Source organism: Comamonas testosteroni, assembly GCF_030505195.1.
Lineage (GTDB): Bacteria > Pseudomonadota > Gammaproteobacteria > Burkholderiales > Burkholderiaceae_C > Comamonas > Comamonas testosteroni_G.
The window spans coordinates 4263315-4275702 of record NZ_CP129672.1 but is presented as its reverse complement, the minus strand read 5'-3'; the positions used below and the strand labels follow the sequence as shown (position 1 = coordinate 4275702).

General features: G+C 62.5%; 10 protein-coding genes. 5 read left to right on the top strand and 5 right to left on the bottom strand.

Annotated elements, in window-relative coordinates; all coding sequences use genetic code 11:
• Positions 1 to 9 precede the first annotated feature (9 nt).
• Entirely contained in the window at positions 10 to 1851 is a 1842-nt protein-coding gene (locus QYQ99_RS19820; RefSeq protein WP_302089667.1) for a TRAP transporter large permease, read from the top strand.
• A gap of 103 nt (positions 1852 to 1954) precedes the next feature.
• Positions 1955 to 2506, top strand: a complete 552-nt coding sequence (locus tag QYQ99_RS19815; protein ID WP_302089666.1) for a hypothetical protein — start codon at positions 1955 to 1957, stop codon at positions 2504 to 2506.
• An 83-nt stretch (positions 2507 to 2589) separates the two neighbouring features.
• Here the strand turns inward: QYQ99_RS19815 and QYQ99_RS19810 are convergent, their stop codons facing one another.
• The 5 genes from QYQ99_RS19810 to xseB form a co-directional block, all read right to left on the bottom strand.
• Positions 2590 to 3672, bottom strand: coding sequence for a TRAP transporter substrate-binding protein (locus QYQ99_RS19810; protein WP_182283731.1), 1083 nt, complete (start codon positions 3670 to 3672; stop codon positions 2590 to 2592).
• 186 nt (positions 3673 to 3858) lie between these two features.
• Positions 3859 to 4941, bottom strand: a complete 1083-nt coding sequence (gene dctP, locus QYQ99_RS19805; RefSeq protein ID WP_302089665.1) for a TRAP transporter substrate-binding protein DctP — start codon at positions 4939 to 4941, stop codon at positions 3859 to 3861.
• A gap of 252 nt (positions 4942 to 5193) precedes the next feature.
• Positions 5194 to 7062: a 1-deoxy-D-xylulose-5-phosphate synthase gene (gene dxs, locus QYQ99_RS19800; protein ID WP_302089664.1), complete on the bottom strand. Its 1869-nt coding sequence runs from the start codon at positions 7060 to 7062 to the stop codon at positions 5194 to 5196.
• Positions 7063 to 7127: 65 nt separating this feature from the next.
• Positions 7128 to 8069 (bottom strand): polyprenyl synthetase family protein, encoded by a 942-nt coding sequence (locus tag QYQ99_RS19795; RefSeq protein WP_003069162.1) that lies wholly within the window; start codon positions 8067 to 8069, stop codon positions 7128 to 7130.
• A gap of 38 nt (positions 8070 to 8107) precedes the next feature.
• Positions 8108 to 8347 (bottom strand): exodeoxyribonuclease VII small subunit, encoded by a 240-nt coding sequence (xseB, locus tag QYQ99_RS19790; protein ID WP_003069159.1) that lies wholly within the window; start codon positions 8345 to 8347, stop codon positions 8108 to 8110.
• Between the two features lie 431 nt (positions 8348 to 8778).
• On the opposite strand from xseB, the gene QYQ99_RS19785 reads away from it, so the two are divergent.
• The 3 genes from QYQ99_RS19785 (at position 8779) to QYQ99_RS19775 (ending at position 12032) form a co-directional block, all read left to right on the top strand.
• The gene (locus tag QYQ99_RS19785; protein ID WP_302089663.1) at positions 8779 to 9918 is read left to right on the top strand and encodes an aromatic ring-hydroxylating oxygenase subunit alpha; all 1140 of its coding nucleotides are present in this window, start codon (positions 8779 to 8781) and stop codon (positions 9916 to 9918) included.
• A 79-nt stretch (positions 9919 to 9997) separates the two neighbouring features.
• Positions 9998 to 10912, top strand: a complete 915-nt coding sequence (locus tag QYQ99_RS19780; RefSeq protein ID WP_302089662.1) for a DMT family transporter — start codon at positions 9998 to 10000, stop codon at positions 10910 to 10912.
• Between the two features lie 208 nt (positions 10913 to 11120).
• On the top strand, positions 11121 to 12032 hold the full coding sequence (locus QYQ99_RS19775) for a sulfurtransferase (protein WP_302089661.1): 912 nt from the start codon (positions 11121 to 11123) through the stop codon (positions 12030 to 12032).
• Positions 12033 to 12388: the final 356 nt, after the last annotated feature.

Below are 12388 nucleotides of genomic sequence, written 5' to 3'. Positions count from 1 at the left end.
AGACAATCAATGGAATTCATCGCTACCAACTACGCCCCCATCATGTTTGCGGGGCTGATCTGCTTTTTGCTGCTGGGCTTTCCCGTGGCCTTCAGCCTGGGTGCAGCAGGCCTGGCCTTTGGCTTTCTGGGCATCGAACTGGGGGTCTTTCCCTCCTCCGTGATGGCCTGGCTGCCTCAGCGACTGATCGGCATCATGGCCAACGACACCTTGCTGGCCGTGCCCTTCTTCACCTTGATGGGCCTGATTCTCGAACGCTCCGGCATGGCGGAGGACCTGCTCGACACCGTCGGTCAGGTGTTCGGACCGATCCGCGGCGGTCTGGCGCTGGCCGTGATCTTTGTGGGCGCGCTGCTGGCTGCCACCACCGGCGTGGTTGCTGCTTCGGTGATTTCCATGGGCCTGATCTCTTTGCCCATCATGCTCCGTTACGGCTATGACCGCCGCCTTGCATCGGGCGTGATTGCGGCCTCGGGCACACTGGCCCAGATCATCCCGCCTTCGCTGGTGCTGATTCTGATGGCCGACCAGCTGGGCAAGAGCGTGGGCGATATGTACAAGGGTGCCTTCATCCCCGGCTTCATGCTCATGGGCATGTATGTGCTGTGGGTGGTGATTCTGGCCATATTCAAACCCAAGATGGTGCCTGCTCTCCCCGTTGAGGCACGTATCTATCGCGAAGCCAATGGCAACTCCGGCTATACCTCGCTGGCCGTGGTCATGGGCATCTCGACCATCGTGGCCATCTTCCTGGCCAGCCACATGGCCGACCTGCACACCTGGTGGCAGGGCAAGGAAATCACCGAAGTCGCCACCGACGAGAAGATCGTCACCGCCATGTGCGGCGGCACCTTCATTGCCTTCGTGATCGCCTCACTCAACCGGGTCCTCAAGCTGGGCCTGCTGTCCAAGCTGGCCGAGCGCGTGACCTTTGTGCTGATCCCTCCGCTGCTGCTGATCTTCCTGGTGCTGGGCACCATTTTCCTGGGCATTGCAACACCTACCGAAGGCGGCGCCATGGGAGCCATGGCGGCACTGCTCATGGGTTTTGCACGCCGACGCCTGAACATGGATCTGCTCAAGCAGGCCCTGGCCTCGACCACCAAGCTGGCCAGCTTCGTGATGTTCATCATGATCGGCGCCACCACCTTCAGCCTGGTGTTCCAGGCCGCCGACGGCCCCAAGTGGGTGGAGCATCTGCTGACCAGCCTGCCCGGCGGCCAGGTGGGCTTCCTGATCGTGGTCAACATCATGATCTTCTTCCTGGCCTTCTTCCTGGACTACTTTGAGCTCTCGTTCATCGTGGTGCCGCTGCTGGGCCCCGTGGCCGAGAAGATGGGCATCGACCTGATCTGGTTCGGCGTGCTGCTGGCCGTGAACATGCAGACCTCGTTCATGCATCCGCCCTTCGGTTTTGCACTGTTCTTCCTGCGCTCGGTCGCTCCGGACAAGCAATACGTCGACAAGGTCACGCACAAGGTCATCGATCCCGTCACCACCATGCAGATCTACAAGGGTGCAGTGCCCTTTGTGCTGATCCAGCTGGTGATGGTGGGTGTACTCATCGCCTTCCCCGGCATCGTGACCGGCGCGCTCGACAAACCGGTGGTCGTGGACATGAACAAGGTGGGCGACGAGATGCTCAACCAGCTCAACGACGCTGGCGGTGGCTATGGTGCAGACAACCCCTTCGGGGCCCCTGAGGGCGGCGAAGAAGGCTCTGCAGTGCCAGCGGCCCCTGCCGAGGGCAGCCAGCCTGCCCCGGCCGCACCCGATGCGGGCGGCTATGGCTCGGATGATCCGGCCAAGGCCTTGCAGGATTCACTGAACGCAGCGCCTGCCGCCAAGTAAATCGGCTCCCTTGCGCTGATACAGCCCCGGCTCGCCAGAGCCGGGGCTTTTTCATGGCTCAATGATTGATGGGGATAGATTCACTACCCTTCAGGAAATCACCATGACCATCACCGAACTGCTGACGGCCATCCGTCAACCCTACGCAGACCTGCTGTCTCAGGCAGCCCATGCCCAGGGGTCTTATGTGGAGCCGGCCTATCGCAATAGCGATGGAATGCTGGCAACCGAAGGAATATGGGACCTGCCCTGCCGGGCCGATGTCATCCGCATGTCGGAAGACTCCACCGAAATGGTGCAGGTGGATTCACAGACACGGCTCAAGTTCGAGCCCGTTCATTTTCACCTTGCCGACTGCGCGATGGAGCTGCACCCCTTTGTCTGGGACTGGCTGTCCTTGGAAGTGCAAGGGCTGCCACAAGAGCAGGCTGCCAAGGCGCTTACCGACTGGTTCATGGACTGGTTTGATGGGGATGATGAAAACGAGCCGGATGAGGCAGGGCTGCAGCAAGTCGTTCACTTCATGTCGGCCCCGCAAGTCCTGGCAGAAGGAGTGAAAGCGACCATAGATCTTGGCTCTGCACCTGTCGAAGCCCTGGAGGACTTGCTGTTTGCGCTGTCCGATGCGGGCGCTGACAGGGTCAGACTGGCATGATCTGCTGACATGAAAAAACCGCAGCAAGCTGCGGTTTTTTTGCAGCCAGCGCATGGCGCTGGAAGTCTTGAGTCTGAGCGAAATCAGATCTTGGCAGTCGCCATGTACTGATTGAAGGGGTACTCGGAGAAGCGGTTCCACAGAATCTGGTCGCGCTGGAAGGCACGCATGTCCTGGTGGATCTTCTTGAATTCGGGCGACTTGGCTTCGTGCTCGGCAAACACCTCCATGGAGGCCTTGAAACCGGCATCCATCAAAGGCTTGGGGAACATCTTGAGCTGAGTCTTGTTGGCCACCAGGCGCTTGATGGCCTGAGGATTCAGCACCTGGTACTTGCTGGTCATGTCGGCGGCAGCCACGCGGGTTGCAGCGTCCAGGATCGCCTTGTTCTCGGGCGACAGCGCGTTGTACTTCTTGATGTTGATGAAGAACTCCAGCTCGGCGGAGCCTTCCCACCAGCCGGGGTAGTAGTAGTAAGGCGCAACCTTGTTGAAGCCCAGCTTTTCATCGTCGTAGGGACCGACGAATTCCACGGCGTCCAGCGTACCCTTTTCCAGGGCCTGGTAGACATCGCCAGCAGGCATGTTCTGCGCAACCACGCCCAGCTTGGCCATGGCCTCGCCGAACACGCCGCCGCCCAGACGCATCTTCAGACCCTTGAGGTCTTCCACGGTCTTGATTTCCTTGCGGTACCAGCCGCCCATCTGGGTCGTGGTGTTGCCGGCCGATGCGGTCTTGAAGTTGTACTTGGCAAAGAAGGCATCAAGGAGCTTGCGGCCGTTGCCATGGTCCTTCCAGCCGTTCATCTGCAGTGCGGTCAGGCCAAAGGGCACGGCGCAGCTGAAGGCGAAGACGGGATCCTTGCCGGTGAAGTAGTAGGCAGCGGTCTGTGCCATGTCAATGGTATCGCCCTGCAGCGCATCCACCACACCGAAAGCAGGCATCAGCTCGCCAGCGGGGTGCACCGAAATCTCGAACTTGCCACCCGACATGGCCTTGACCAGTTGCGACAGCTTTTCAGCACTGCCGAAGATGGTGTCCAGCGACTTGGGGAAGCTGGAGGCCAGGCGCCAGCGCACAGCGGCCTGGGCGTGAACAGCAGGTGCAGCACCCGCGGCCAGCACGCCGGCGATACCGGCATTTTTCAGAATGGAACGACGATCCACTTTAGTCTCCTTGAGGAACGAATTGAGCTGATACAGACCACTGATCTATGCCAGCTTGTTTTATGCAACAGGCACAAAATGTACACGAGCCAACCGTTTCACAAGCGCTAAAAAGTGACCGTTCGCTTAAGAAGTTCTACCTAGTGAGGTGCATCAAGTCAGGCCTCGGCAGGCAGCGACCGATGCTTACAGCCGTACCGCGCTCATATAGCTGGCATAGCGGAACTCGGAGAAACGATCCCAGAGCAACTGGTCGTGCTGAAATCCGCGCAGGCTTCTGTGAATTTTCTTGAACGGTGCCGACTTGGCCTCATGCTCGGCCATGGTGGCCATCACGGCCTTGAAGCCCGCATCCATGAGCTCGCGCGGAAAGGCGCGCAGCTGCACGCGTTCGCTCAGCAGCTTCTTGAGCGCTGCGGGGTTGTACGCCAGGTACTTGGCAGTCAGATCCTTGGCGGCCAGCGCTGCGGCAGCCTCCACCATGGCGCGCAGCTCGGGGCTCAGGGCTGCAAAGGCCTTGGCATTGATGAAATAGGCCAGCTCGGCGCCGCCCTCCCACCAGCCCGGATAGTAGTAGTAAGGCGCGATCTTGCCGAAGCCCAGCTTCTGGTCGTCGTAGGGGCCGACAAACTCCACCGCATCGAGACGACCTTTTTCCAGCGCCTGCTGCGCATCAGCGATGGGCATGTTGACGGCCTGCACGCCCAGCTTTTGCAGCGCATCACCGAGCAAGCCGCCGCCAGCGCGCATGCGCAGACCATGCAGATCCTGCACGGTCTTGATTTCCTTGCGGTACCAGCCCCCCATCTGCGTGCCGGTATTGCCGGCGCTCAGACTCTTGATGCCGTACTGGGCGTAGAAATCATCCATGAGCTTGCGCCCGCCGCCCCACTCCATCCAGGCATCCATCTGCCGCGCCGTCAGACCAAAGGGCACAGCGCAACCCAGTGCAAAGCAGTAGTCCTTGTCGGTGAAGTAGTAGGGAGCGGTCAAAGCCATTTCGACCACGCCGTTCTGCACCCCCTCCATCACGCCAAAGGCGGGCATCAGCTCGCCTGCGGAGTGCACGCTGACCTCGATCTGGCCGCCCGACATGAGACGCAGCGACTGGGCAAATTTCTCGGCCCCGCCAGAGATGGCGTCGAGGACTTTGGGAAAACTCGTCACCAGGCGCCAGCGCAGCACCTCCTGGCCGCGCACCACAGGAGCCACGCCCGCTGCCAGCACACCGGCCATGCCCACATGTTTGACGAGTGAGCGACGATCCATGAATATTTCTCCGCTAGTAGTTGTCGATTGCCAAGCCGGCTGCAACGGCCTGATCACAGGCCGGCAGCCACAGGCATTCTAGGAACGCAGACGCCGCCCGTGTGGCGATTCGCGGTTGCCGTCAGTTTTCTTGATGACAAGCAAAGAAAAAGGCCCTTCGATGAAGGGCCTGGTTTCAGTCCATCAGGACTGGCGCAAACAGGGATTCAGCGACCGCCTGAGCCCGTTTGCGCAAACGATGTCCCTGTCGCCTCAGCACGCAGCCAGACGCTTTCGGATGGAGGCCTCAATGCCTGCCGCATCCAGCCCCTGCAGCGCAAGCAGCTTGGCGGGATCGCCATGCTCGATGAACGCGTCGGGCAGGCCCAGCTGCAGCACGCTCTTGCTCAGGCCATGGGCGGCAAGGCTCTCCATGACGGCACTGCCAGCGCCGCCCATGACGCAGCCTTCTTCCAGCGTGACGATGAGCTCGTGATCTGCCGCGATCTGGAGCAGCAGCTCTTCATCGAGAGGCTTGGCCCAGCGCATATTGGCCACGCTGGCATCCAAGGCTTCGGCGGCCTGCAAGGCAGGGTACAGCAAGGTCCCGAAAGCCAGGATCGCCACCTTTTTGGAAGCTGACTCACGACGCATCTCGCCCTTGCCGAAGGGCAGGCCTTCCAGGCTTTCCAGCGGAGTCACGCCCACACCGGCGCCGCGCGGGTAGCGCACGCAGACAGGGTGATCCTGCTCATAGGCCGTTGTCAGCAACTGGCGCGTTTCGCGCTCGTCCGCCGGGCAGGCCATGCTCATATTGGGAATGCAGCGCACAAAGGCGATGTCATAAGCACCGGCGTGCGTGGCACCGTCGGCGCCCACCAGACCAGCGCGGTCCAGAGCAAACACCACGGGCAGGTTCTGCAGCGCCACATCATGGATCAGTTGGTCATAGGCACGCTGCAAAAAGGTGGAATAGATGGCCACCACGGGCTTGACGCCTTCGCAGGCCATGCCACCGGCGAAAGTGACTGCATGCTGCTCGGCAATGCCCACGTCGTAGTAGCGGCCGGGAAAGCGCTTGTGGAATTCCACCATGCCCGAGCCTTCACGCATGGCAGGCGTGATGCCGACCAGGCGCTGGTCCTTGGCCGCCATATCGCAGAGCCAGTGGCCGAACACCTGGGTGAAGGTCTGCTTGGCAGGCGTGACCGGCTTGACCAGACCGACGGCCGGGTCGAACTTCCCGGGGCCGTGATAGGCCACGGGGTCGGCCTCGGCCAGCTTGTAGCCCTGACCCTTCTTGGTGACCACATGCAGAAACTGCGGGCCCTTGAGACCCTTGATGTTCTCCAGCGTGGGAATCAGCGAGTCCAGGTCATGGCCGTCGATGGGGCCGATGTAGTTGAAGCCGAACTGCTCGAACATGGTGGCAGGCACGACCATGCCCTTGGCCTGCTGCTCCAGACGCTTGGCCAGCTCCAGCAAGGGCGGCACCTGCTTGAGGACGCTCTTGCCCACATCGCGGGCCTTGGCATAGAACTGGCCGCTCATCAGTTGCGCCAGATAGCGATTGAGCGCGCCCACGGGCGGGCTGATGCTCATATCGTTGTCATTGAGAATGACCAGCAGGTTGGCATCGTGCACGCCGCCGTTGTTCAGTGCCTCGAACGCCATGCCGGCCGTCATCGCGCCGTCGCCGATCACGGCTATTGCACGGCGATCCTCACCTTTTTGCTTGGCGGCCAGCGCCATGCCCAGCGCCGCAGAGATGCTGGTGGACGAGTGCGCCGTGCCAAAGGTGTCGTACTCGCTCTCGGCCCGCTGTGGAAAGCCGGACAGGCCGCCGAACTGGCGCAGCGTGTCCATGCGATCGCGGCGGCCGGTCAATATCTTGTGCGGATAAGTCTGGTGGCCCACATCCCAGACGATGCGGTCATAGGGCGTGTTGAACACCGAGTGCAGCGCCACGGTCAGCTCCACCGTCCCCAGGTTGGAGCTGAGGTGCCCGCCGGTCCTTGAGACGCTGTCGATCACATAGTTGCGCAGCTCTGCGGCCAGGCTCTTGAGCTGGGAGCGCGAGAGACCGCGCATATCTGCGGGATCGTTGATCTTGTGCAGCAGGGAAGAGGTATTCGTGGACATGTTCTATATTTTTAATAGCTGCTAGTGTTTACCAGTACTGGATTACAGGGCTTCTCTATTAAATCTCAGTGGGTACGCTGCACGACCATATCGGCCAGTGCACCCAAGGCCTGCGTGTCGGCCAGACCGCTGCGCGTCAAGGCGGCATGGGCCTGCTGGCGCAGCTGCTCGGCATGGGCTCTCGCAGCCTCCAGCCCCAGCAGCGACACAAAAGTGGGCTTGTCATTGGCCGCGTCCTTGCCGGCCGTCTTGCCCAGCGTTGCGGAGTCGGCCACCACATCCAGAATGTCGTCCACCACCTGGAAAGCCACGCCCAGTGCCTGACCATAGTCGGTCAGCGCAGCCAGTGCCCTGGCATCGGTCTGCGCATTGCAGGCTGCCCCCATGAGCACGCTGCCCAGCAGCAGCGCACCGGTCTTGAGGCGGTGCATTTCGCGCAGTTGCGCCTCGCTCAGTTGCTTGCCCACGCTGGCCAGGTCGATGGCCTGGCCGCCGGCCATGCCCTGGCTGCCCGCCGCCGCGCCCAGCAGGCGGCACAGCTTGGCCTGCATGGAGCAGGGAATGCCGTCGTCTTCAGGCAGCAGCAGCTCGAACGCCAGGGCCTGCAGAGCATCGCCGGCCAGCAGGGCCGAGGCTTCGCCAAACTGCACATGCACGGTGGGCTTGCCACGGCGCATGGTGTCGTTGTCCATGCAGGGCATGTCGTCATGCACCAGGGAATAAGCGTGAATCAGCTCAACGGCGCAACCTGCGCGCAGCGTGGCCGCAGCCAGACCGCCCACCGCCTCGGCAGCCGCCCAGACCAGCAGCGGCCGCAAGCGCTTGCCGCCATCGAGCACGGCGTAGCGCATGGCTTCGCCCAGGCCAGCAGGTGCATTGATGCCCACCCAGCGCGACAGCGCATCTTCGGTGCGCGCCAGTCGCTCCTGCATCCAGACGGAAAAATCCAGGGCAGGCTTGCCCTCGTTCAAAGGCGTCGATGGTTCGGCAATCATTGATTCATTCATGGGCTGCATCTTCAAGGCAAAAAGCGCGGACGCCGGAATCAGTCCTGGGTCCAGGCGGACAGCTTGCCTTCATCCAGTACCTTGACCTGCTCCTGCACGGCTTCGAGCTGGCTGCGGCAAAAGCCCAGCAGCTCGGCCGCACGCTGGTAGCCGCTGAGCATCTGCTCCAGCGGCAGCTGACCCGATTCGATCTGCGCAATCAGTTGTTCCAGCTCCTGCAAAGCAGCTTCATAGCTGACAGGCTGTTCGGATTTTTTGGCGGCAGCGGCCTTGGGCATGGAGGGTGTGGCTTATGTTGGACGGAAACGACGATTTTAGGCGTCCCCGCACCATTGGCGTGCAATGCCCGCAAAGCCGGCCGGCGCGAGATGTCTTGGCTGTGACTTGCGGCCAGGTCGGCGCCGTTCACGCCGGCTTTTTTGGTGCCCTGCCAAGGTTTGCGCACGGCTGGCAGCTTGCTGACAGGATTTTTCGCCACACCGCCCCAATAACGTCAATACACGTACCAGACAAACGGAAATAACCCCACAGCCTATAATCCCATTCCCGTCAAACCGGCCCCGTGCCTGGTCATCCGGTCGGGCAAACCAGTCGGCTGGCCAAGCCACCGCCTATTGCCTCAAGCCCGTGTCCAGACAAGGCCGGTTTCGTTTTTTACCGTGTGCGCACGTGCACCCTCCCTGTGGGGAGTCTTTAGGTCAGGTCATCCATGACTGATTTAAGTCTTCAACTGCAGCAGGCCGCAAGCCAACTACCAGTTTCAAGTTATTTCGACGAGGCGCTGTTCCAGCGCGAGTTGGAAACGATTTTCAAGCGCGGCCCGCGCTACGTAGGCCACCAGCTGGCCGTTCCCGAGATAGGCGACTACTACGCCCTGCCTCAGGAAAAAGAGGGGCGGGCGCTGGTACGCAATGCCAAAGGCGAGATCGAGCTGATCTCCAATGTCTGCCGCCACCGCCAGGCCGTGATGCTCAAGGGGCGCGGCAATCTGCTGTCCGAGGGCAAGGGCCATGCCGGTGGCAACATTGTCTGCCCGCTGCACCGCTGGACCTACAGCACCAGCGGCGAGCTGCTGGGCGCGCCCCATTTCAGCCACGACCCCTGCCTGAACCTCAACAACTACCGTCTGCGCGAGTGGAACGGACTGCTGTTCGAGGACAACGGCCGCGACATCGAGGCCGACCTGGCCGGCATGAAGTTGCGCGAGCAGCTCCAGTTCGACGGCTTTGTGCTCGACCATGTCGAGATGCACGAGTGCAACTACAACTGGAAGACCTTCATCGAGGTCTATCTGGAGGACTATCACGTCGGCCCCTTCCACCCCGGTCTGGGCAACTTCGTCACCTGCGACGATCTGAAGTGGGAATTCGCCAGCGAGTACTCGGTGCAGACCGTGGGCGTGGCCCCCAGCTTCGGCAACCCCGGCTCGGACATCTACAAGAAGTGGCACGAGGTGCTGCTGGCCTACCGCAATGGCGACCTGCCCGAGCGCGGTGCCATCTGGCTGACCTACTACCCCCACATCATGGTGGAGTGGTATCCGCATGTGCTCACGGTCTCGACCCTGCACCCGCTGGCCGTGGACAGGACGCTGAACGTGGTGGAGTTCTTCTACCCCGAGGAAATCGCCGCCTTCGAGCCCGAGTTCGTGAAGGCCCAGAAGGCCGCCTACATGGAAACCTGCATCGAGGACGACGAGATCGCCGAGCGCATGGACGGCGGCCGCAAGGCCCTGTATGAACGCGGCGACAACGAGGTCGGCCCCTATCAGAGCCCCATGGAAGACGGCATGCAACATTTCCATGAGTGGTATCGCCGCATCATGGGCGACAGCGTTCCCCAACGCTGAATGAGGTAAGCCTCAAGACTGATAGCTGCTATCGCTCCATGAGCGCAGCAGCTATTTTTTATGCTGAATTGAGTGAGATATGCAAGCCCTGTGGATGGTGTTGGCCGCGTTGATTTTTGCGGTCATGAGTGTGTGTGTGAAGTTTGCCTCCCAGGACTTCAATGCGGCAGAGATCGTGTTCTACCGCGGCCTGGTCAGCATGGCGCTGCTGGTCTGGCTGGCCAGGCGCAGCGGCGTGACGCTGACCACCCAGTACTCGCGCGAGCATGCCTGGCGCAGCTTTGTCGGCGTGATCTCCATGGGTGCCTGGTTCTACGCCATCGGCCATCTGCCGCTGGCCACGGCCACCACGCTCAACTCCATGAGCAGCATCTGGATGGCGGTGTTTCTCATCGCCCAGGGCCTGTGGATGCGCCACACCCTGCGCAAATCCTATGCAGCCGAACCCGAAACCCGCCGCGCCATTCCGCCCTTCCCCTGGGGCCTGGTGTCCACGGTGGTAGCAGGCTTTGTCGGCGTGTTGCTGGTATTGCGCCCGACCAGCGCCCCGGCCAGTGAATGGGTGGCCGCGCTCGGCGGCCTGTTTGGCGGCATGTTTGCGGCCATGGCCTATATGCAGGTGACCACCCTGTCGCGCCTGGGCGAGCCCGAGACACGCGTGGTGTTCTATTTCTCGGTGGGCTCGGCCGTTGCCGGCGGCATCACCATGCTGTTCACCGGCATCTCGCCCTTCCCCGGCTGGAGCGCGCTGTGGCTGGTGCCCGTGGGCGTGCTCGCGGCCGTGGCCCAGGTCTGCATGACCAAGGCCTATGCCTCGGCGGGCAGCAAGACCAACACTCTGGTCGTCGCCAATCTGCAGTACTCGGGCATTGTGTTTGCCGCCCTGCTCAGCCTGGTGCTGTTCGGCGAGAGCATCCCCCTGATCGGCTGGGGGGGCATTGTGCTCATCGTCGCCAGCGGAGCCGCCGCCACCACCTTGCGCTCCAGGGGCTAGCCATGCCAGGGGCGCGCCCGGCGCCTTCTCCATGCACGTCAGCAGCCCCAGCCTGCCGCGCAGTCCACGCCGGATCTGCGCGGCTTGCCATATCCAAACAATGAAGCTGCGGGGCTGCGGCGCTACGGCCCGATCGCATAATGGTTTGTATGCCGCAAGACTGCACCCCATGCCGTCTTCAGCCGTTCAATCTTTGGAGCAGCAAGCCATGAACCACTCGACGCCCGAGCACTACAACACCCTGATTTCCGTCGAAGAGCTGGCCCGGCTCAAGGCCAGCGGCAAGCCCTTGATGGTGTTTGACTGCAGCTTTGACCTCATGAACCCGCCTGCCGGTCGCGAGCAATATCTGCAGGTCCATATCGAGGGAGCCCTGTTCGTCGATCTGGACAAAGACCTCAGTGCACCGCACGGAGTACCCGGCGAAGACGGCCTGGTCGCCACCAGCGTGCAGTCGGCATCCGGTGGCCGCCACCCCTTGCCCACGCGCGAGCGCTTTTCCGCCTGGCTGTCCTCCATAGGCTTTGCCAACGATATGCAGGCCGTGGTCTATGACCGCAACGCCGCCAATTACTGCGGCCGCCTGTGGTGGATGCTGCGCTGGGCCGGCCACGATGCCGTGGCCGTGCTCGATGGCGGGCTGCAGGCCTGGCAGGCGGCCGGCCAAGCCTTGAGCAGCGGGGAAGAGCCCGGCCATTTCCAGTCCAACTTTGAACTGGGCCAGCCGCTGGAGACGCTCAAGACCGTCGCTCAGGTCGAGGCCGATCTGGGTCAGGCCACCCAGACCCTCATCGATGCCCGGGCCCCGGCTCGCTACCGCGGCGAGGTGGAGCCCCTGGACCCCGTGGCAGGCCATATTCCGGGCGCGCTGAATCGCCCGTTCGGCAGCAATATCGCCGCCGACGGACGCTTCAAGCCCGCAGCGCTGCTCAAGGCAGAGTTTGACCAGTTGCTGGCCGGACGCGATCCCGCCAGCGTGGTGCACCAGTGCGGCAGCGGCGTCAGCGCCACCCCCAATGTGCTGGCCATGCGCATTGCCGGCTTTGCGCCCACGGCCCTGTTTGCCGGCAGCTGGAGCGAGTGGTGCAGCCAGCCCTCCCGCCCGGCCGAAAAGGGCTGAGCCTGCCGCATGCCAGTGCCGGTGCCGGGCCAGTGCCGGTGCCGCGCCAGACCCCGGCCTCGAACAGACATGCCCGCCCCCCCCCGCGCTTGCCGGCTTCGCTCCCTGGGCCACGGACAGAGCGCACCGCGATCACGGCAGAGCGGCGCAAACTCGGTGGGGTGGGGTGGGGTGCGGTGCGGCGCGGCGCGCTTGATCAACGCCAAGCCAGGCCAGACCAAGCCCGCTCCTTCGCGGTGCTCCGGGCCTTGGCGGCATGGCCCACGCCCATGTCCGCGCTCCCGTGTCGATGCAGCCTGGCAACCCGGATTCGGGCCGCTACCACAGGACATCCGGGCCGCCCTGCTTCATAGGCC

Bases quoted from the DNA above. Each gene is read 5' to 3' on its own strand.
- QYQ99_RS19820 (WP_302089667.1), top strand. From the start codon at position 10: ATGGAATTCATCGCTACCAACTACGCCCCCATCATGTTTGCGGGGCTG.
- QYQ99_RS19815 (WP_302089666.1), top strand. From the start codon at position 1,955: ATGACCATCACCGAACTGCTGACGGCCATCCGTCAACCCTACGCAGAC.
- dctP (WP_302089665.1), bottom strand. From the start codon at position 4,941: ATGGATCGTCGCTCACTCGTCAAACATGTGGGCATGGCCGGTGTGCTG.
- dxs (WP_302089664.1), bottom strand. From the start codon at position 7,062: ATGTCCACGAATACCTCTTCCCTGCTGCACAAGATCAACGATCCCGCA.
- QYQ99_RS19795 (WP_003069162.1), bottom strand. From the start codon at position 8,069: ATGAATGAATCAATGATTGCCGAACCATCGACGCCTTTGAACGAGGGC.
- xseB (WP_003069159.1), bottom strand. From the start codon at position 8,347: ATGCCCAAGGCCGCTGCCGCCAAAAAATCCGAACAGCCTGTCAGCTAT.
- QYQ99_RS19785 (WP_302089663.1), top strand. From the start codon at position 8,779: ATGACTGATTTAAGTCTTCAACTGCAGCAGGCCGCAAGCCAACTACCA.
- QYQ99_RS19780 (WP_302089662.1), top strand. From the start codon at position 9,998: ATGCAAGCCCTGTGGATGGTGTTGGCCGCGTTGATTTTTGCGGTCATG.
- QYQ99_RS19775 (WP_302089661.1), top strand. From the start codon at position 11,121: ATGAACCACTCGACGCCCGAGCACTACAACACCCTGATTTCCGTCGAA.